Consider the following 20,709-nt stretch of genomic DNA (forward strand, 5'->3'; position numbering starts at 1 on the left):
CTTCTGCGGCGTCGTGTCCGAGGAGGCCCAGGAGGCGGCGCTCGGCTCGACGATCACTCCCAAGCAGCTCAAGGAGTGGATCGACGGGGACGAGAAGATCGAGATCATCGACGTGCGCGAGCAGAACGAGTGGGAGATCGTCTCGATCCCCGGCGCCAAGCTGATCCCGAAGAACGAGTTCCTGATGGGCACCGCCCTGGAGAGCCTTCCGCAGGACAAGAAGATCGTCTTGCACTGCAAGACGGGTGTCCGGTCCGCGGAGGTCCTCGCCGTGCTGAAGTCCGCGGGCTTCAGCGACGCGGTGCACGTGGGCGGCGGCGTGATCGGCTGGGTCAACCAGATCGAGCCCGAGAAGCCGGTCTACTAGGCGTAGTGCCTGAACGGAATGGGGGCCCGCGCCGAGAGGTGCGGGCCCCCATTTCTTGTGCGGATCGTTCTGGGACGGGCTCAATGCGTCGCCTTGACGGCTCGTCCTCAAACGCCGGACGGGCTGAAACTTCCTGGCCCTCTCACGTCTCGCAGACCTTGCCGTCCTGTGGTGCCTTGCCGTTCAGGAGGTAGGCATTGACCGTGTCGTCGACGCAGTCGCTGCCGCTGCCGTACGCCCCGTGGCCCTCGCCCTTCCAGGTCAGCTGGACGCCGACGCCCTTGCCCAGTTCGTCCGCCATCTTGCGGGCGCCTTCGTAGGGCGTCGCCGGGTCTCCGGTGTTGCCGACGACCAGGATCGGGGCCGCGCCCGGAGCGCTCACGTCGGGGGAGTCGTGCAGCCCGGCCACCGGCCACTGATGGCACCAGCCCGCCGTGTCCCAGCCCATGAACTCGCCGAAGACCGGCGATATCTCCCGGAACTCGCCGAGCCGCGCCTTCGCCTGCGCGGGCGTCGTCCGGTCCTTGGCGTCGAGACAGCCTATGGAGCGCTGCGAGTGGCTCGCGGTGCTGTAACGGCCGGACGGGGAGCGTTCGTTGTACGCGTCGGCCAGCCGGAGCAGCTCCGATCCGTCGCCCTTCTCGGCCTGTTCGAGGCCGCTGGTCAGGGCGGGCCAGCTGTCCTTGCTGTACAGCGTGACCGTGATGCCGGTGGTCGCCAGGGACTGCGTGAGCTTCCGGCCGCCCGATGCGGGCAGCGGCTCGGAGTCGAGGCGCTTGAGGAGGCGCACGATCTTCTGCGAGCCCGCCTCGGGGTCCTGGCCCGAGGACTTCAGGTAGTTCTCCAGGGCGCGCTGGAAGCCCCGCGTCTGGTTCTTGGCGTGGCCCAGCGAGTCCGCGGACGGGTCGACGACGGCGTCCAGGGTGAGGCGCCCGACCTTCTTCGGGAACAAGTGGGCGTACGTGCCGCCCAGTTCGGTGCCGTACGAAACGCCCATGTAGTGCAGCTTCTTGTCGCCGAGCACCTGGCGCATCACGTCCATGTCCTGCGCGGCCTCGACCGTCGAGACATGGCGCAGGAGCTTGCCCGCGTCGCGCGCGCAGCCCGCGCCGAAGTCGGCCGCGTCCTTGAAGTACGCCGCTTCCTCGGCCGGGGTGTCGGGAGTCATGTCGACGGACTTCTCCGCGGCCGCGGTCTCCTTGTCGCTGCGGCAGCGCACGCCCTCGCTGCCGCCGACCCCGCGCGGGTCGAAGCTCACCAGGTCGTACCGGCCGCGCAGCGAGTCGTACATGTCGGCGAAGCCCGGCAGCATGGAGACGCCGGAGCCGCCGGGCCCGCCGAAGTTGAACAGGAGCGAACCGATGCGCTCGCCCTTGCCCGTGGACCTGGTGCGGATCAGGGCGACGTCGATCGTCTCGCCGTCCGGCTTCTCGTAGTCCAGGGGGACTTTGAGGGTCGAGCACTGCCACTCGGGGCCGGGCGCGGGATCTTCGCCGACCGCCTTGCAGCCGCCCCAGTCGAGCTTCTGGCTCGTGAGCGAGGCGGGCAGGGTCGAGGAGGGGTCGGGTCTCGGCGACTGCTCGGGACCGGTCGGCGCGGGCTTCGCGTCGTCCTTGTCCCCGCCGGAGCCGCCGCAGCCGGCGGAGAGCCCCGCCATCAGTATTGCTGCGGCGGCCAGAGCAGCTGGCCGTACGAGACGCGGCATGGAGCGCTTCCCCCCTAGGAAGACAGCGTCGGAAGACGGTCAAGCCATCCTAAGTGGGGTCACCGACAGTGGCTCCGGGGGGCGGCTTCCTGCGGGGGCGGCTTCGGTGGGCGGCTTCAGGGGGTCGCGCGGCCTCGTCGCGTCAGGAGCAGACGGTGCCCTCCTTGGGCACGGTACCGTCCAGGAGATAGCCGTTGACCGCGTTGCGCACGCACTTGTTCTTGCTGTCGTACGCGCCGTGCCCCTGGCCCTTGTACGTCAGCTCGACGCCGACGCCCTTGCCGAGCGCTTGCGCCATCTTCTTCGCGCCCTCGTACGGCGTGGCGGGGTCACCCGTGTTGCCGATCACGACGATGGGCGGCGCTCCCGGTGCGCTGACGTCCGGGTGCTGGGCGGCGCCGTCCACCGCCCAGTCGGTGCAGCCGACCATGCCCCACGCCAGGTAGTCGCCGAACAGCGGTGACGCCGCACGGAATTCGGGGAGCTTCTTCTCGACGTACTCCGGCGTGTAGCGCGCCTTGTCGTCCGCGCAGTTGACGGAGATGTTGGCGGCCTGCAAGTTGCTGTACGTGCCGTCCTCGTTGCGGCCGTTCATGGAGTCGGAGAGCGTCATGAGGAGCTTGCCGTCGCCGTCGTACGCCTGGTCGAGTCCCTCGGTGAGGTACGGCCAGAAGTCCTGGGAGTACAGCGCCTGCGCGATGCCGTTCGTGGCGGCGGTCTGCGTCAGTTTGCGCGAGCCGTCGGCCGGCAGCGGCTTGGAGTCCAGCTTCTTCAGCAGCCCCGCGATCTTGTTCTTGACGTCCTGCTCGGTGTCGCCGACCGGGCAGTCCTCGATCTTCGACGTGCAGTCCTCGGCGTAGTTGTCGAGCGCGAGCTGGAAGCCCTTGGCCTGGCCCAGCGAACCCTGTTCGCCCGTTTCGGTGGGGTCGACGACCGCGTCGAAGACGGCACGGCCCACCTTCTTGGGGAACAAGTGCGCGTAGACGCCGCCGAGTTCCGTGCCGTAGGAGATGCCGAAGTAGTGCAGCTTGTCATCGCCGAGCACCTGGCGCATCAGGTCCATGTCGCGGGCCGCGTCGGTGGTGCGTACGTGGGGGAGCACCTTGCCGGAGTTCTTCTCGCAGGCTCCGTTGAAGCCCTTCACGTTCTCGACGAGCTTCTTCCGCTCGGCTTCGTCGTCGGGCGTGGAGTCCTCCTGGAAGTACGCGTCGAGCTCTTCGTCGTCCTCGCACTCCACTCCCGCGCTGCGGCCGACGCCACGGGGGTCGAAGCTCACCAGGTCGTAGCGGGTACGCAGCTTGGCGTAGTCCTGTCCGAAGGCGGGCAGCGTGGTGATGCCCGAGCCGCCGGGGCCGCCGAAGTTGAAGACGAGCGATCCGATCCGCTGGTCCTCCTTGCCGCTCGCCCCGGCGCGGATCAGGGCGATGTCCAGGGTGTCCCCCTTGGGCTTGTCCCAGTCGAGGGGGGCCTTCATGGTGGCGCACTGCCATGCGGCGCCGCCGGGCAGCGGGGACGGGGCCTCGCCGCCGCCTTCGGCGGCATCGGGTGCGGGGCAGTCCTTCCAGCTGAGCTCCTGCGCCGACAGGTCCGAGTCCTTGGAGTCCTTGGGGTCCTTGGAGCCGTCACCGCCGCAGGCCGCGAGGGACGCAGACAGCAGGACAACGGTGGCGGCGGCACGCGCCTTGTGGTTGGGCATGCTTCCCATCCTGCGGCGGGCGCAGACGGGGCGCACGGCTTGCTCGCCCTTCCGTGAATCCTTCTCTAAAGAAGGCCCTTCCTCTTCAGAGAAGGCCCTTCCTTGTCAGGTGGTTGAAGAACAGCCAGCCCGGAAGCACCGGCATCCACAGCGTGAGGAGACGGAACAGGAGTACGGCGGGTGCGGCCACGTCCTTGGGCACACCCACGGCGACCAGTCCGAGGGTGAGCGTCGCCTCGACCGCCCCGATACCGCCGGGGGTGGGCGCCGCCGAGCCGAGCGCGTTGCCCGCCAGGAAGACCACGGCGACGCTGGCCAGGGTCAGCGGCTTCATCTCCGTCGTGCTGAAGGCCCGTACCGAAGCGTCGAGACAGAGCACGAACATGAGCGTCAGGAGCAGCATGCCGCCGATGCCGGTGAGCAGCTTCTGCGGGCGCTGGAGCACGTCGAGCATGCGCGGCACGACGCCCGCGAAGAGCGAGCGCACGCGCGTGACGACGAACTTCCGCAGGAAGGGGATCGCGGTCACCACGAGCACGAGCACCGCGACGGAGAGGAGGCCGGCGATGACGGTGCGGGACGGCGACAGGGACGGCGTCTTCTCCGTACCGGTCACATAACCGAAGATCATCAGCAGCATGATGTGCGAGCCGAGCCCGAACAGCTGCGAGGCGCCGACGCTCGCCACCGCGAGGCCGGAGCGCACTCCGGAGCGCTGAAGGAAGCGCGTGTTGAGCGCGACGCCGCCCACCGCGGCCGGGGCCACGATCTTCACGAACGACCCGGCCACCTGGGCCTGCACCGCCCGCAGGAACGGCACACGCTCCGGCACGAAGCCGAGCAGGCTCATCGCCGCCGCGAAGTAGCTCAGCGCCGAACAGGCCACGGCCACGGCGACCCAGCCCCATTCGGCCTCGGCGACGATCGTGTTGAAGTCGACGTGGGTGAGCTGCGAGAGCAGGAAGTACGCGCCGATGGCACCGGCGATGAAGCTGATCAGCGTGCGCGGCCTGATCCGCTCGAGCTGGGCGGGCTCGACGGGCGCCTGCGGCCTGATGAGCAGCACCTGGTGGCGGATCTGGGTGAGCAGATCCTCCTCGCGGGCCTGTTCGAGCGCTACGTCTATGGCCTGCTTCTCGGCCTGCTTCTCCGCGCGTACGGTCTTGCGGTCCGGGCCCTTGGCGCCGTCGGCCGTCTCCGCCGCCTGTGCCGCCGCGCTGGCCTCCGCCTCTGCCGCGCGGGCCAGCTTGTCGTTGCGGGACGCCTCCAGGACCGCCTCGCGCTCGCGCTGCGACCGCTCCCTGGCCAGCTTGCGCAGGGTTCCGCGGGTCGAGCGGGTCAGGGCGATGGGCTGGAGCAGCGGGAGACAGTCGGCGACCGTGTCGGGGCCGAGCACGTCGAGGGCCGTGGCGACCGCGCGCTCGGCGCCCACGCGCAGCCCGAAGGCGGTCAGGAGCTGGGCGACGTCCATCCGCAGGACCAGGTCGCCCGCGGCGATCTCGCCGCCGCGCAGGTCGGTCAGGATCACCGTGCCGGAACGATCCACCAAGATCGCGTCACCGGCGAGCCTGCGGTGCGCGATCCGCCGCGACTGGAGCGCCTGCACCTGCCGCCAGGTATCGCACAGCAGTTCATCGGTGATGACGTCGTCGGGCAGGGAGTCCAGGGTCCGGCCGCCCGTGTGTTCGTAGACGAGCATCACCGCGTCGGGGCCGAGCTCGGAGGTGGCGATCAGCTTCGGTGCGTTGGCCCCGGCCGCGATGGCCGCGTAGGCGAGGAGTGCCTCCTGCTCCAGGGCCTGGCGCAGCGACTGAAGGCTGCGGCGCTGGGTGATGCCGCGCAGGGTGAGTCTGCGCCACACGCGGTAGAAGAAGCCCTGCGCCTGCTGTTCGCGGTCGATGACCGTGACGTCCAGGGGCGGGCCGTCCTCGAGGGTGACGAAGTAGCGGCGGCCGCGGTCGCCGTGCTCGCTGTCGGGGGCGTCCTCGCGGGCCGCGCTCACCGGGTGGAAGCCGACGTGCCGCAGGCCTGCGAGCAGCGTCTGGCCGGTGGGGCGGACGTTGGGCGAGCCGACCGCGTAGAGCGTTCCGTAGGCCACGCTCCAGCCGAGCAGGACCGTCAGGATGATCGAGAACGGCGTCGTGTAGCCGGTGACCAGCATGGTGAAGGCGTCGAGCAGCAGCACCACCCACAGCACCACGCGCCAGCGCGGTCTGCGGGACATCCCGACGGCTGTCATGTACGCGATGACCGGCGCCAGATAGCCGTGCACGGGATCGGTGAGCGCGTGCAGATCGCCGGGAGACGGCCTGGTCAGCGCCTCCTGGATGGAGTCCGGGGCGGCCTTGGCGACCCAGAGGTCGGTGGCGAGCGTCACGCCGTGCGCGAGAACGGCCGCCAGGACGCCGTCGGCGATGCGCAGCCCGTCCCGTTTGACCAGACGCTCGATGGCGAACGCGACGGGGACGAGCAGGACGCCGATGCTCGCGGTGAGGCCCGCGAACTTGATCAGGAGGTCGGGAGCCTGGTCCGTGCCCTTGTCGATGTCCTGGGCAAGCCCCGACGTCGTGCCGTGCGCGAACGCGGCGATGGCGAGGACGACGACGATCCCGAGGATGCCCACGAGCAGCCGCATCAGGTCCGAGGGGCGGTGCACGCGCGCGGCGAGCAGCGGTTCGTCACCGGCGACGCGGTCGGTGTGCGCTCCTTCGCCCTCGCCCTCGCCCTCGCTTTCGGCGCAGGCCGTCTCGGGGGCGGTGGTGGCCGGGGCGGGGGCGTCGTGCACGGAGGCGTCGTGTGCGTCGTGCTCGGCACCGGTCGGGCCGGTCCCGCTCTGCCCGTCCTCGTTGCTGCCGGGCTTCTCGTCCTCGTCGGACTTCGTGGCCCTGCCGGGCTTCTCGAACTTCTCGTGCTTCGTCAGGGAGTGCCCACCGGTGTCCGGGTGCGCCTCGGCCGCAGGGGTGCCCGCCGTCTCATCGGGGTACACATCCTGCTGCTCCGTCGCCTCTTCTTGATCTCGTATCACCAGTCACCGCCCGCACGATGGTGGCATGTCCCACCGACAGAGGGGGGCATCAGGGTGCAATGCGGGGTCGCAAAGTGTTCACCGAGCACCAGTTTGTCTCGTACCGCACAGTCTGTCGCGGGCCGGTCACTGTGTCGGTGGCGTACGGCAGGATGGACCGGATGAGCGAGGAGAGCGGAGCGGAGCAGGGGCTCTCGACGTACCCGGAGTACGCCGAGCGGGTTTTCGAGGTCGCGGAGCTGATCCCTCCGGGGCGGGTGATGACGTACGGGGACGTCGCGGAGTGGCTCGAGGAGGGCGGCCCCCGGCAGGTCGGCCGGGTGATGGCCCTCTACGGAGACGCGGTCCCGTGGTGGCGCGTGGTCCGCGCGGACGGCCGGCTGCTGCCGGGCCACGAACTGCGGGCGCTCGGCCACTACCGCGCGGAGGGCACGCCGCTGCGCGAGGCGAGCCGTGCGGCCGAGGGCCATGTGCCGCGTCTGGACATGCGACGGGCGCGCTGGGACGGCGCCGGTGCGCCCGAGGGCGGCGGCGCGGCGGCCGGCGGCGGCGCGGCTCGTGCCGACGTGGCTCGTCGTGACGCGGCGGGAAGCGGCGGTGCCGCTCTCCGGCAGGCTCCGGGGGCTCACACCTGACAGCTTCGGGCATCGCGCGGCGTCGCGGGGAGCCGGTGGCCCGTACGGGGGATGCCGTCCGTCCCTTACGTCCCGCACACGGGCTGGCCCGTACGGGGGAAGCCGGAGGCCCCGCGCGTCGGCTGGTTCGCGGGAGGGAAGCCGCACGTCCCGCACACTGGTCGGCTCGTACGGGGGAAGCCGCGCGTCCCGTACACCGGTCGGCTCGTGGGAGGGAAGCCGCACGTCCCGCACGCCCGCTGGCGTAGCGTCGACAGCACGCATTTTTCCCACCCCGCACCTCACCCCGTATCCCGCCTCGTACCGCACTCCCGCACCTCACCCCGTTTCACACCGCGCGTGTCATCCGTAGCCAGCGCGCAGCCGTTTTTCACCCCGTACACCCACCAGGACCGGCGACCCACGTGAGCTCCACTTCTTCCGCCCGGCACACCCGGCACCCGTCGCACCCCCAGGTGCGACAGGGGGCCCGGGGTGCCTATCGGCTGGTGCGCACTCCGCCGGTGCATGTGGATCCCCCTCGTCTTGACGCACGGCAGCGTGCCGTGGTTGACCACCCCGGAGGGCCCCTGCTCGTCCTGGCGGGGCCCGGCACGGGCAAGACGACGACCCTCGTGGAGTCCGTCGCCGCGCGGATCGCGAAGGGCACGGAGCCGGAGCGGGTCCTCGTCCTCACCTTCAGCCGCAAGGCCGCCGTGGAACTGCGCGACCGCATGGCGCTGCGCATAGGCGCGGCCAACGCACCGCAGGCGACGACGTTCCACTCCTTCTGTTACGCCCTCATCCGCGCCCACCAGGACGCCGACCTGTTCGTCGAGCCGCTGCGGCTCCTCTCGGGTCCCGAGCAGGACGTGGCCGTACGGGAGCTGCTCGCGGGCCAGATCGACCTGGCGGGGGAGGGGCGTTCCCGGGTCCGCTGGCCGGACGAGCTGCGGGCCTGCCTGACGACGCGGGGCTTCGCCGACGAGGTGCGCGCGGTGCTCGCCCGCAGCCGTGAGCTGGGCCTGGGCCCCGACGCCCTGGACGCCTTCGCCCGGCGTGCGGGGCGCCCGGACTGGGGCGCCGCGGCGGCGTTCCTCGCGGAGTACCTGGACGTGCTCGACATGCAGGGAGTGCTCGACTACGCGGAACTGGTGCACCGCGCGGTGCTGCTCGCGCGGCGCCCTGAGGTCGCGCGTGCGCTCGGCGCGCAGTACGACGCGGTGTTCGTGGACGAGTACCAGGACACCGATCCGGCGCAGGTGCGGCTGCTGCACGCCCTCGCGGGCGGCGGGCGCTCCCTTGTCGCGTTCGGCGACCCGGACCAGTCGATCTACACCTTCCGGGGCGCCGACGTGAACGGCATCCTGGAGTTCCCTTCCCGCTTCCCGCGCGCGGACGGCACGGAGGCGCCGGTCGAGGTCCTGACCACGTCCCGCAGGTCGGGCTCCGGTCTCCTCGCCGCCACGCGCCTGCTCACCCGGCGCATGCCGCTGACCAGGCTCCCCGCGGAGAAGGGACGGGCCCACCGGGAGCTTTCCGCCGTACGCGACGGCGGCCGCGTCGAGGCGTTCACGTACCCCACGTCCGGCGCCGAGCTGGACAACATCGCGGACATCCTGCGCCGCGCGCACCTGGAGGACGGCGTCCCCTGGGGCGAGATGGCGGTCCTGGTCCGCGCGGGAGCCCACACGATCCCGGCGTTCCGCCGCAGCCTCACCGCGGCGGGCGTCCCCCTCGACATAGACGGCGACGACATCGCCCTGCGCCACGAGCCGGCGGTGACACCGCTGCTGACGGCGCTGCGGGCGGTGGCCACGTCACTGGTGTCCCCGCCTGCGGGAGGGACCGGGCTCGAGGCCGAGCCCGAGCCTGATCCCCGAGCCGACCGCGATCCCGCGGGCGACGGTGCCGAGTCCGAGCCTGATCCGCAAGCCGACCGTGACCCTGCGGGCGGCGACCCCGAGTCCGAAGCAGTTCCCGGCCCCGGCGTCGATCCCGCGCCCGAGCCCTCGGCTGACCCCGGCCCGCACGACAGCGGCCCCGCTGCCGTGGCCCCCGCGTGGCTCGACACCGAGACTGCTCTCGACCTCCTTGCGTCCCCCCTCGCCGGCATGGACGCCGCCGACCTCCGGCGGCTCGGGCGGGCCCTGCGCGCGGAGGAGCGGGCCGCGGGGAATCACCTGCCGCCGCCGTCCGACGAACTGCTGGCCAGAGCTCTCGCCGAACCGGAGCGGCTCGTCGCGCATGATCCCGCGTACGCCCGCGGCGCCCAGCGGCTCGGCGCGCTGCTTCGCAAGGCCCGGGAACGTCTCGCGGGCGGCGGCACCGCGGAGGAGGCGCTCTGGGAGCTGTGGGACGGCACACCGTGGCCGCGCCGCCTGGAGCGGACCGCACGCCGCGGCGGCGCGGCGGGGCGCAACGCGGACCGCGATCTCGACGCGGTCTGCGCCCTGTTCGCGTACGCCTCCCGCGCGGAGGAGCGGACCGGCGGCCGCGGCGCGCTCAACTTCCTGGAGGAGACCGAGGCGCAGGACATCGCCGCGGACACCCTCAACCGCAGGGCCGTACGCCCCGACGCCGTGCGCCTGATGACGGCGCACCGCTCCAAGGGCCTGGAGTGGCGGCTCGTGGTGGTCGCCGGGGTACAGGAAGGCCTCTGGCCCGACCTGCGCCGCCGCGGCTCCCTCCTGGAGGCAGACCGCATCGGAAGCGACGGCCTCGCCGAGCCCCTCACCCCCGGAGCGCTCCTCTCCGAAGAGCGCCGGTTGTTCTACGTGGCCGCCACGCGCGCGCGTGAACGCCTTGTCGTCACCGCCGTCAAGGCGCCCGCGGACGACGGCGACCAGCCTTCCCGTTTCCTCGCCGAACTCGGCGTGGAGCCCAAGGACGTCACGGGCCGCCCGCGCCGCCCCCTGTCCGTATCCGCGCTCGTCGCCGAGCTGCGCTCCACCACCGTCGACCCGCGGGTCTCTGAGCCCTTGCGCGAGGCCGCGGCCCACCGCCTGGCCAAGCTCGCCGCGCTGAGCGACGCCGACGGGCGCCCCCTGGTGCCGTCCGCGCACCCGTACCGCTGGTGGGGCATGTACGAGCCGACGGCGAGCGAAGTCCCCCTGAGGGACCGCGACAAGCCCGTCGTCCTCTCCGGCAGCGCCCTGGACCAGCTCGCCAACACCTGCTCCCTGCAATGGTTCCTGGGCAGGGAAGTGAAGGCGGACGCTCCCTCGACCGCCGCCCAGGGCTTCGGCAACGTGGTGCACGTCCTGGCCGACGAGGTCGCCTCCGGCAGGACACCCGCTGACCTGGCCGTCCTCATGGAGCGCCTCGACTCGGTCTGGGACGCGCTGGCCTTCGACGCGCCCTGGAAGTCGTCGCAGGAGAAGGAGCACGCGCGCGTGGCGCTCGAACGCTTCCTCCAGTGGCATGTGATGGACCGCGCGACCCGCACCCCCGTCAGCAGCGAGCACGACTTCGACGTGACACTAGAAGCGGGCCCCTACGAAGTACGCGTGCGCGGCTCCATGGACCGCGTCGAGCAGGACGCGCAAGGCCGCGCCTACGTGGTCGACTTCAAGACCGGCAAGCAGACCCCCACCGCCGCGGAAGTGGCCCGCCACCCGCAGCTCGCGGTCTACCAGCTCGCACTGCGGGAGGGCGCGGTCGACGACGCCTTCGAAGGCGTACGTCCGCAGGCGGGCGGCGCGGAACTCGTCCAGCTGCGCCAGGGCGCCGCCAAGAAGGACGGCGGCGAGGCCCTCCCCAAGGTGCAGGCCCAGGAGCCGCTCGCCGGTGAGTGGGTGGGCGACCTCCTGGCCACCGCGGCAGGCAAGGTCCTCGACGAACGCTTCTCGCCCACCACGGGCCAGCACTGCACGCACTGCGCCTTCCGCGCCTCGTGCAGCGCGAGGCCGGAAGGCAGGCAGGTGGTGGAGTGAGCGGCGGGTCGCCGAGTGACAGGGGCGGCACCAGTGCGGTTGGTGGCCAACCTCACGTCACGGCGCTCGCGTTCATAGCAGCCTCACAGGCCATCTAAAGTCTCGGTAAAGCTGATTTGTGCACCAGCGAACCCTCCGATCGTGCACCTTCCCGAGGAGATACAGACATGGCAGCCAACCGGAAGCTCATGGTCGCGGCAGTCGCCTGTGCCGCCGCCTTCGTCGGCATCACGGGGTGCTCCAGTGAGGAGAAGGACCCCTTCGAGGGGATGAGCGCCGACAAGATCGCCAAGAAGGCGGCCGACGCGTCCAAGGGCGCGGGCTCCTTCAAGGTGACCGGCGAGGGCAAGCAGGAAGGCAAGCCGATCAAGGTCGACTTCTCCGTCGCCAAGTCCGGTGACTGCGAGGGGAAGATGGACGGCGGGGCGGGCGGCACCGCCGAGTTCCTGGTGTCCGGCGAGAACCAGTACATGAAGGGCGACGCGGCCTACTGGAAGAACGCCATGGGCGGCAGCGGCGGCCAGACCTCGCGCTTCGAGGACAAGTGGGTGAAGACGCCGAACGGCCAGGGCGCGGGCGTCTGCGACGCGGACGCCATGTTCCAGTCCAAGGACCTCAAGAAGCTCAAGCGTGAGGACGACGCCGACGTCGACGGCAAGAAGACGGCCGTGCTCACGAAGAGCGAGTCGGGCAAGAAGACGACCTTCTACGTAGCGGCCGAGGGCAAGCCGTACTTCCTCAAGGTCGTCACGAAGGACAAGTCGGACCCGGGCACGATGTACTTCTCCGACTACGGCAAGTCGGTCGCGATCAAGGCCCCGGCGCCGGACGACATCGTGGACCTCGAAGAGCTCATGAAGTCCTGACGCCGGAACCTCCGACGTCCTGACGCCCTGAGCCGCGGCGGTCACTGGAAGCCGGGTACGCCCCGATTGTCAGTGGCCGCCGCTAGCCTCTCTGACGTGGCACCTCGTATCACCGATCCCGAGCAGCTCAAAGAGCTCCTCGGCATCCCGTTCACCCCGGAGCAGACGGCCTGCATCACCGCGCCGCCCGCCCCGCAGGTGATCGTGGCCGGAGCCGGGTCGGGCAAGACGACGGTGATGGCCGCCCGCGTGGTCTGGCTGGTCGGCACCGGCCAGGTCGCCCCCGAGCAGGTCCTCGGCCTGACGTTCACGAACAAGGCGGCGGGCGAGCTGGCCGAGCGGGTGCGCCAGGCGTTGGTCAAGGCCGGGGTCACCGACCCCGAGGCGCTCGACCCGGACCACCCGCCGGGCGAGCCGGTCATCTCCACGTACCACGCCTTCGCGGGCCGCCTCCTGACCGACCACGGGCTGCGCATAGGACTCGAACCCACCACCCGGCTGCTCGCGGACGCCACCCGCTTCCAGCTCGCCGCGCGCGTCCTGCGCGAGGCGCCGGGCCCGTATCCCGCGCTCACGCGTTCCTTCCCCGACCTCGTCAGTGACCTCCTCGCACTCGACGGCGAGCTCGCGGAACATCTCGTACGGCCCGAGAAGCTCCGCGCGTACGACACCGAGCTGCTGCACGCCCTGGAGGGCGCCAAGCTCTCCAACGCCGACCTGCGCAAGGTGCCGGACACGGCGGCGGCCCGGCTCGAACTGGCCGAGCTCGTCGGCCGCTACAGGGAGGCGAAGCGCTCCCGCGACCTCCTGGACTTCGGCGACCAGATCGCCCTCTCCGCGACGCTGGCCCGCACCCGCGCGGAGGTCGGCGAGATCCTGCGCGAGGAGTTCCGCGTCGTCCTGCTCGACGAGTACCAAGACACGTCGGTCGCCCAGCGCATCCTCCTGGCGGGCCTCTTCGGAGGGGGCACGGGCCACCCGGTGACGGCGGTCGGCGACCCCTGCCAGGCGATCTACGGCTGGCGAGGGGCCTCGGTGGCGAACCTCGACGACTTCCCCGAGCACTTCGCGTACGCCGACGGGCGCCCCGCGGCCCGCCACGCGCTCAGCGAGAACCGCCGCAGCGGCGGCCGCCTCCTCGACCTCGCGAACGGCCTCGCGGAGCCGCTGCGCGCGATGCACGCTGGCGTGGAGGCCCTGCGGCCCGCGCCCGGCGCCGAGCGCGACGGCATGGTGCGCTGCGCCCTGCTGCGCACGCACACCGAGGAGATCGCCTGGCTCGCCGATTCCGTCGCGCACCTCGTGCGCACCGGAAAGGCCCCCGGCGAGATCGCGGTCCTGTGCCGCACGGCCACGGACTTCGCACAGATCCAGGGCGCCCTTGTCGCCCGCGACGTCCCCGTGGAGGTCGTCGGCCTCGCCGGGCTCCTGCACCTCCCGGAGGTCGCCGACCTGGTCGCCGTCTGCGAGGTGCTCCAGGACCCCGGAGCGAACGCCTCCCTGGTGCGCCTGCTTACCGGCCCGCGCTGGCGCATCGGCCCGCGCGACCTCGCCCTCCTCGGCCGCCGCGCACGCCTTCTCGTACGGCACGGGCACGCGACCCCGGACGACCCGGACCGGCGGCTCGCCGAAGCCGTCGAGGGGGTCGATCCCGCCGAGGTGATATCGCTCGCGGACGCGCTCGACACCTTCCTGGAGACGCCCCTCGACGAGGACACGCAGGACGACGGGCTGCCCTTCTCGCCCGAGGCGAGGGTGCGGTTCGCCCGGCTCGCCGCCGAACTGCGCGATCTGCGCCGCTCCCTTGCCGACCCCCTGATGGACGTGCTGCACCGCGTGCTCGCCGTCACGGGCCTCGAGGTCGAGCTGTCCGCGTCGCCGCACGCCCTGGCGGCCCGCCGCCGCGAGACGCTCTCGAACTTCCTGGACGTCGCCGCGTCCTTCGCCGCGAACGACGGCGGGGCGAGCCTCCTTGCCTTCCTCGCCTTCCTGCGGACGGCCGCGCAGTACGAGAAGGGCCTGGACAACGCTCTGCCCGGCGGCGAGAACACGGTCAAGGTGCTCACGGCCCACAAGTCCAAGGGCCTGGAGTGGGACGTCGTGGCCGTCCCCGGCCTCGTCACCGGGACGTTCCCGAGCACCCAGGGCCGCGAGAAGTGGACGGCGCAGGGCAAGGTCGTGCCGCACGCGCTGCGCGGGGACGCCTCGACCCTGCCCGACATCGAGGCGTGGGACTCCCGGTCCATGAAGGCGTTCCACGAAGACATGAAGGAGCACCAGCGCACCGAGGAGCTGCGCCTCGGCTATGTGACCTTCACCCGCCCCCGCTCGCTGCTCCTGGGCTCCGGCCACTGGTGGGGGCCCTCGCAGAAGAAGCCGCGCGGCCCGTCGGACTTCCTGCAAGCGCTGTACGACCACTGCGCCCTCGGTCACGGGGAGATCGAGGCCTGGGCCGACGAACCGGAGGAGGACGAGGAGAACCCCGCCCTCGCGGAGGCCGCCGCCGAGCACGCGTGGCCGCTGCCCCTGGACGACATGGCCCTGGCCCGCCGCCGGGCCGCCGCGCAGACGGTCCTCACGCATCTGGACGGCCTGACGGGGGAGACGGACCGGGGAGCGCAGGGCGCCGCCCGCTCGCACGAAGAGCCCCACCCGTCGGCGTACGACGACGTGCCGCCGTCCGAGGACCCGGACTGGCCGCCCCCTCCGGAGGACGAAGAGCCGCCCTACGGAGAGGCCGAGCCGCCCGATGCCGACCCCGGGGAGTGGGACTCCTGGACATCGGCCCGTCCGGCGATCCCGCACCAGGCCGCCGCCCCGCCCTCCGTGACCGCCCGCCCGCACCCCGCCGACCCCGCTGCCGGGCCCGTCCCGGAGCCGGCCCCCGAGGACGCCCCCCTCGCCCCCGAGGAGGCCCGCCTCACCCCGGAAGAGGCCCGCACGCTCGCCTCCTGGGACCGCGACCTGGACGCCCTCACCGGCGAACTCCTGCGCGCCCGAGAGGCGATCAGGGACATTCCCGTGCCGCCCTCTCTCACCGCGTCCGAGGTGCTGCACATGGCCGCCGACCCGGAGGGCTTCGCGCAGGAGCTCGCGCGCCCCATGCCGCGCCCGCCGCAGCCCGCGGCCCGCCGGGGCACCCGCTTCCACGCCTGGATCGAGACCCGCTTCGAAGAGCTGCGCCTCCCGCTGCTGGCCCCCGAGGACCTGCCGGGCGGCGGCCCCGGCGAGGCCGAGATCGCCGACGAACGCGATCTGGAAGCCCTCAAGGAAGCCTTCGAACGCACCGAGTACGCCCACCGCGCCCCCCATCGCGTCGAGGTGCCCTTCCAGCTGACGCTCGCCGGCCGCGTGATCCGCGGGCGGATCGACGCGGTCTACAAGGAGGTCGACGGCGACGACGTGACGTACGAGATCGTCGACTGGAAGACCAGCCGCAACCGCACCGCCGACCCTCTCCAGCTCGCCGTCTACCGCCTGGCCTGGGCCGAGCTGCACGACGTGCCCCCGGAGTCCGTGAAGGCCTCGTTCCTGTACGTGCGCAGCGGCGAGACCTCGCGCCCCGCGCACCTGCCGGGCCGGGCCGAACTGGAGCGGATCCTCCTGGAGGAACCGGGCGGGCAGCCGGCTGACGAACCACCGGACGAAGCGGCTCCCGGGGGCGGCTAGGCTCGTGACCATGAGCCAGTCCGTTGACAGCGACGTCAGTGGCGGCAGCGCCGTCCGTACGTTCATCCAGACCCACCGTGCCGAATTCCTCGACGATCTCGCCGAGTGGCTGCGCATCCCGTCCGTGTCGGCGCAGCCGGACCACGCGGACGACGTACGGCGCAGCGCGGACTGGCTCGCGGCCCGGCTCAAGGGGACCGGCTTCCCGACCGTCGAGGTGTGGGAGACGCCGGGCGCCCCCGCCGTCTTCGCCGAGTGGCCTTCCGGCGACCCGCAGGCCCCCACGGTCCTCGTCTACGGCCACCACGACGTGCAGCCCGCGGCCCGCGAGGACGGCTGGCACACCGAACCCTTCGAGCCCGTCGTCCAGGGCAACCGCCTCTACGCGCGCGGTGCCGCCGACGACAAGGGCCAGGTGTTCTTCCACACACTCGGCGTCCGCGCCCACCTCGCCGCCACCGGCCGCAGCGCCCCGGCGGTGAACCTGAAGCTGCTGGTCGAGGGCGAGGAGGAGTCGGGCTCCCCGCACTTCCGCGCGCTGATCGAGGAGCACAGGGAGCGCATCGCGGCGGACGCGGTGATCGTCTCGGACACCGGCATGTGGGCGGAGGACACCCCCACGGTCTGCACCGGCATGCGCGGCCTCGCCGACTGCGAGATCGAGCTGCGCGGACCCGACCAGGACATCCACTCCGGTTCCTTCGGCGGCGCCGTCCCGAACCCGGCGACCGCCGCCGCCCGCCTCGTCGCCGCGCTGCACGACGAGCACGCGCGCGTGGCCGTTCCGGGCTTCTACGAAGGCATAACCGAACTCACCGACCAGGAGCGCGAACTCTTCGCCGAGCTGCCCTTCGACGAGGAGAGCTGGCTGCGCACGGCCAAGTCGCACGCGACCTACGGAGAAGCGGGCCACACCACCCTGGAGCGCATCTGGGCCCGCCCCACCGCCGAGGTCAACGGCATCGGAGGCGGCTACCAAGGACCGGGCGGCAAGACGATCGTCCCGTCGTCGGCCTTCCTGAAGCTCTCCTTCCGGCTTGTCGCGGGCCAGGACCCGGACCGCGTCGAAGAGGCCGTCCGTACCTGGGTCGGCGAGCAGCTGCCGAACGGAATCAGCCACACGATCACCTTCGGTGCCGCCACCCGCCCGTGCCTGACGCCGCTCGACCACCCCGCCCTCCAGTCCGTCGTACGGGCGATGGGCAAGGCCTTCGAGCAGCCGATCCGCTTCACCCGCGAGGGCGGTTCGGGACCGGCGGCCGATCTCCAGGACGTACTCTCCGCCCCCGTGCTCTTCCTGGGCATCTCCGTGCCGTCCGACGGCTGGCACGCACCGAACGAGAAGGTCGAGCTCGACCTGCTCCTCAAGGGAGTCGAGACGACGGCCTACCTGTGGGGCGATCTCGCCGAGCACTGGCGCGACGCACACTGAACACCGCCCTGCCGAGCCTTGCTGAACCACCCATTCCATCGGGGGAGTTGGAAGCACCTGTGACCACCTGGACCGACCGCACCGCTGACCGTCCCGTCTCGCTCACCGCACCGAGCGGCATCGATCGCGCAGCCCACCACCGCCTCGACGAGGCCTGGCTCGCCGCCGCCTGGAGCCACCCCACGACACGGGTCTTCGTGGTCTCCGGCGGCCAGGCACTCATCGACGAGACGCCCGAAGGCACCACCGAACTGGTGATGACGCCGACCTTCGAAGCGCCCCTCACCGAGGCCCACCGCTACTTCCTGGGCACGGACGACGACGGCGTCAGCTACTTCGCGCTGCAGAAGGACTCCCTGCCCGGCCGCATGGACCAGCAGGCGCGCCCCGCGGGCCTGCGCGAGGCGGGCCTCCTCCTGTCGCCCCGTGACGCGGGCCTGATGGTGCACGCCGTGGCCCTGGAGAACTGGCAGCGCCTGCACCGCTTCTGCTCGCGCTGCGGCGAGCGCACCGTCATCGCGGCGGCCGGTCACATCCGCCGCTGCCAGGCGTGCGGCGCCGAGCACTACCCGCGTACGGACCCGGCAGTGATCATGGCGGTCACGGACGACGAGGACCGCATCCTGCTCGGCCGCCAGGTGCACTGGCCCGAGGGCCGCTTCTCGACCCTCGCGGGCTTCGTCGAGCCCGGCGAGTCCATCGAGCAGTCCGTGCGCCGCGAGGTCTGGGAGGAGGCCGGCGTGACGGTCGGCGCCGTCGAGTACGTCGCCAGCCAGCCCTGGCCGTTCCCCTCCAGCCTCATGCTGGGCTTCATGGCGTCGGCGACCTCTTCGGAGATCAACGTCGACGGCGAGGAGATCGAGGAGGCTCGCTGGTTCTCCCGGGAGGACCTGCGGGCGGCGTTCGAATCCGGGGAGGTTCTGCCGCCCTACGGGATCTCGATCGCGGCCCGGCTGATCGAACTCTGGTACGGAAAGCCGCTGCCGAAGCCGGGCAGCGTCGGCTGAGTTCCCGCCGCGCGCCGTCACGCGCGCGTACGCGAGAAGACCCCCGCACCGTGAGGTGCGGGGGTCTTCTGCGCGGAGCGGGAGACTCAGGCGGCGATGGCCTGCTTCACCTGGGCGAGGCTCGGGTTCGTCATCACGGACTCGGTGCCCGCGTCGGAGATGACCAGCAAGGTCGGAACCGTCTGGTTCCCGCCGTTCGCCTTCTCCACAAAAGCCGCGGAATCCGGGTCGTGCTCAATGTTGATCTCGTTGTACGTGATGCCCTCGCGGTCCATCTGGCTCTTGAGCCGGCGGCAGTAGCCGCACCACGTGGTGCTGTACATCGTCACAGTGCCCGGCATGTGTCTCGCGCTCCTTTGTTGCTCGGGGTGCGTCATCGCAATGACCAGAACGTATGTGATGCGGCCACCATTCCCGCATTAGTACGACTGCACGGGCCTCCCTGTGGACAACCCGGCTCACGCGCCTCGGGCGACCTGGCAGCATGGCGGGGTGACAGCAGCAACGCACTCCACCCTCTTCCCGCAGGTTCCGGACTCTGCCGACGCGGTGCTCGCCGGGCTGGACCCCGAGCAGCGCGAGGTGGCCACCGCCCTGCACGGGCCGGTGTGCGTCCTGGCGGGCGCCGGGACGGGCAAGACACGGGCGATCACGCACCGGATCGCCTATGGGGTGCGCGCCGGGATCCTCCAGCCCGCCAGCGTGCTCGCCGTCACGTTCACCAACCGCGCGGCGGGCGAGATGCGCGGCCGCCTGCGCCAGCTCGGCGCCTCCGGAGTCCAGGCGCGCACGTTCCACTCCGCGGCCCTGCGCCAGCTCCAGTTCTTCTGGCCGAAAGCAGTCGGTGGCCAGCTGCCGAGGATCGTCGACCGCAAGATCAAACTCGTCGCGGACGCGGCCGCCGCCTCCCGCATCCGCCTGGACCGCAATGAACTGCGCGACGTGACGAGCGAGATCGAATGGTCCAAGGTCACCCAGACCGTCCCCGCCGACTATGCGGCCGCCGCCGCGAAGTCGGGCCGCCTGATCCCCAGGGACGCGGCGGAGATCGCCCAGATCTACGGCGCGTACGAAGACCTCAAGCGCGACCGCTCCGTCATCGACTTCGAGGACGTCCTGCTCCTGGCCGTCGGCATCCTCCAGGACCGCCATGACATCGCCGACCAGGTCCGCGCCCAGTACCAGCACTTCGTGGTCGACGAATACCAGGACGTCAGCCCGCTCCAGCAGCGCCTCCTGGAGCTGTGGCTCGGCGACCGCGACAGCCTCTGCGTCGTCGGCGACGCCAGCCAGACGATCTACTCCTTCACCGGCGCGACCCCCGACCACCTGCTGAACTTCCGCACCCGCCACCCCGGCGCGACGGTCGTCAAGCTCGTTCGGGACTACCGCTCCACGCCCCAGGTCGTCCACCTCGCCAACGGCCTGCTCTCCCAGGCCCGCGGACGCGCCGCCGACCACCGCCTCGAACTGATCTCCCAGCGCGACGCCGGCGCCGAACCGGTCTACACGGAGTACGCGGACGAGCCCGCCGAGGCCGAAGGCGCCGCCCGCCGCATCCGGGCCCTCATCGCCGACGGCGTCCCGGCCAGCGAGATCGCGGTCCTCTTCCGTACGAACTCCCAGTCCGAGATCTACGAACAGGCGCTCGCCGACGCCGGTGTGCCCTACCAGCTGCGCGGCGCCGAGCGGTTCTTCGAGCGCACCGAGGTCCGGGAGGCGGGCGCGGCCCTGCGCGGCGCGGCCCGCTTCGGGGGCAACGACTCCCTCCTGGACGACGTCGTGGACCTGCCCTCGCAGGTGCGTGCCGTCCTCTCCACGAAGGGCTGGACGACACAGCCGCCGGCCGGCTCCGGCGCCGCCCGTGACCGCTGGGAGTCCCTGGCGGCCCTGGTGCGGCTCGCGGAGGACTTCGAGCGCGCCAAGCCCGAAGCGACGCTCGCCGACCTCGTGGCGGAGCTCGACGAGCGCGCAGGCGCCCAGCACGCCCCGACCGTCGAGGGCGTCACCCTCGCTTCGCTGCACGCCGCCAAGGGCCTGGAGTGGGACGCCGTCTTCCTGGTCGGCCTCGCCGAGGGCATGATGCCGATCACGTACGCCAAGACCGACGAGCAGGTCGAGGAGGAGCGCCGCCTCCTGTACGTGGGGATCACCCGGGCCCGTCTGCGGCTCTCCCTCTCCTGGGCGCTCTCCCGCTCTCCGGGCGGTCGCGCGGGACGCCGCCCCAGCCGCTTCCTGGACGGGCTGCGCCCCGGCTCGGGGGCCGGCGCCGGGGCGCGCGCCGCGGGCGGCGGGCCCGGCGGCATCGAGCGCGGGTTCGGCAGCGGCGGCGAGGAGAGCGGCGGGCCCGGGGGCCGCAGGCGCACGAGCAAGTCCCCGGCCCGGTGCAGGGT

At 71.9% G+C, this 20,709-nt stretch carries 11 protein-coding genes and 1 pseudogene; 8 read left to right on the forward strand and 4 right to left on the reverse strand.

What is annotated here, in order from left to right:
* A partial coding sequence (locus ACQKIP_RS16525; RefSeq protein WP_427743277.1) for a rhodanese-like domain-containing protein occupies window positions 1-367 on the forward strand: 367 nt, incomplete at its 5' end.
* A 142-nt stretch (window positions 368-509) separates the two neighbouring features.
* Here ACQKIP_RS16525 and ACQKIP_RS16530 read toward each other — a convergent pair.
* The 3 genes from ACQKIP_RS16530 to ACQKIP_RS16540 all read right to left on the reverse strand — a co-directional run bounded on the left by ACQKIP_RS16530 (window position 510) and on the right by ACQKIP_RS16540 (window position 6,754).
* Complete coding sequence (locus tag ACQKIP_RS16530; RefSeq protein ID WP_365860507.1) at window positions 510-2,072, reverse strand: alpha/beta hydrolase; 1,563 nt, start codon at window positions 2,070-2,072, stop codon at window positions 510-512.
* A gap of 142 nt (window positions 2,073-2,214) precedes the next feature.
* On the reverse strand, window positions 2,215-3,768 hold the full coding sequence (locus ACQKIP_RS16535) for an alpha/beta hydrolase (protein ID WP_365860508.1): 1,554 nt from the start codon (window positions 3,766-3,768) through the stop codon (window positions 2,215-2,217).
* An 85-nt stretch (window positions 3,769-3,853) separates the two neighbouring features.
* Window positions 3,854-6,754 carry a lysylphosphatidylglycerol synthase transmembrane domain-containing protein gene (locus ACQKIP_RS16540; protein ID WP_365860509.1) on the reverse strand — a complete coding sequence of 967 codons (2,901 nt, stop codon included), beginning with the start codon at window positions 6,752-6,754 and terminating at the stop codon, window positions 3,854-3,856.
* A gap of 200 nt (window positions 6,755-6,954) precedes the next feature.
* Here ACQKIP_RS16540 and ACQKIP_RS16545 point away from each other — a divergent pair, with 200 nt between their 5' ends.
* The 6 genes from ACQKIP_RS16545 (at window position 6,955) to nudC (ending at window position 18,316) form a co-directional block, all read left to right on the forward strand.
* A complete protein-coding gene (locus tag ACQKIP_RS16545) occupies window positions 6,955-7,428 on the forward strand; it encodes an MGMT family protein (protein ID WP_427743280.1) in 474 nt (157 codons plus the stop codon).
* A gap of 455 nt (window positions 7,429-7,883) precedes the next feature.
* Window positions 7,884-11,342: a UvrD-helicase domain-containing protein gene (locus tag ACQKIP_RS16550; RefSeq protein WP_365860762.1), complete on the forward strand. Its 3,459-nt coding sequence runs from the start codon at window positions 7,884-7,886 to the stop codon at window positions 11,340-11,342.
* A gap of 167 nt (window positions 11,343-11,509) precedes the next feature.
* On the forward strand, window positions 11,510-12,208 hold the full coding sequence (locus ACQKIP_RS16555; protein WP_365860510.1) for a hypothetical protein: 699 nt from the start codon (window positions 11,510-11,512) through the stop codon (window positions 12,206-12,208).
* Window positions 12,209-12,304: 96 nt separating this feature from the next.
* A complete protein-coding gene (locus tag ACQKIP_RS16560) occupies window positions 12,305-15,877 on the forward strand; it encodes an ATP-dependent DNA helicase (RefSeq protein ID WP_365860511.1) in 3,573 nt (1,190 codons plus the stop codon).
* Window positions 15,878-15,887: 10 nt separating this feature from the next.
* Window positions 15,888-17,309: a dipeptidase gene (locus ACQKIP_RS16565; RefSeq protein ID WP_365860512.1), complete on the forward strand. Its 1,422-nt coding sequence runs from the start codon at window positions 15,888-15,890 to the stop codon at window positions 17,307-17,309.
* Between the two features lie 59 nt (window positions 17,310-17,368).
* Window positions 17,369-18,316, forward strand: a complete 948-nt coding sequence (nudC, locus tag ACQKIP_RS16570) for an NAD(+) diphosphatase (protein WP_365860513.1) — start codon at window positions 17,369-17,371, stop codon at window positions 18,314-18,316.
* An 86-nt stretch (window positions 18,317-18,402) separates the two neighbouring features.
* Here the strand turns inward: nudC and ACQKIP_RS16575 are convergent, their stop codons facing one another.
* Window positions 18,403-18,657: a glutaredoxin domain-containing protein gene (locus ACQKIP_RS16575; RefSeq protein WP_365860514.1), complete on the reverse strand. Its 255-nt coding sequence runs from the start codon at window positions 18,655-18,657 to the stop codon at window positions 18,403-18,405.
* Window positions 18,658-18,726: 69 nt separating this feature from the next.
* Between ACQKIP_RS16575 and ACQKIP_RS16580 the strand changes: the two are divergent.
* Window positions 18,727-20,709: pseudogene (locus ACQKIP_RS16580) on the forward strand (ATP-dependent helicase); the annotation flags it as partial.

Origin of the sequence: Streptomyces sp. NPDC059900, assembly GCF_050270335.1 — a bacterium.
GTDB lineage: Bacteria > Actinomycetota > Actinomycetes > Streptomycetales > Streptomycetaceae > Streptomyces.

What these genes read in the sequence shown, in the direction of transcription:
- ACQKIP_RS16530 (WP_365860507.1), bottom strand. Translation starts at nt 2,072, where the DNA reads ATGCCGCGTCTCGTACGGCCAGCTGCTCTGGCCGCCGCAGCAATACTG.
- ACQKIP_RS16535 (WP_365860508.1), bottom strand. Translation starts at nt 3,768, where the DNA reads ATGCCCAACCACAAGGCGCGTGCCGCCGCCACCGTTGTCCTGCTGTCT.
- ACQKIP_RS16545 (WP_427743280.1), top strand. Translation starts at nt 6,955, where the DNA reads ATGAGCGAGGAGAGCGGAGCGGAGCAGGGGCTCTCGACGTACCCGGAG.
- ACQKIP_RS16555 (WP_365860510.1), top strand. Translation starts at nt 11,510, where the DNA reads ATGGCAGCCAACCGGAAGCTCATGGTCGCGGCAGTCGCCTGTGCCGCC.
- ACQKIP_RS16565 (WP_365860512.1), top strand. Translation starts at nt 15,888, where the DNA reads ATGAGCCAGTCCGTTGACAGCGACGTCAGTGGCGGCAGCGCCGTCCGT.
- ACQKIP_RS16575 (WP_365860514.1), bottom strand. Translation starts at nt 18,657, where the DNA reads ATGCCGGGCACTGTGACGATGTACAGCACCACGTGGTGCGGCTACTGC.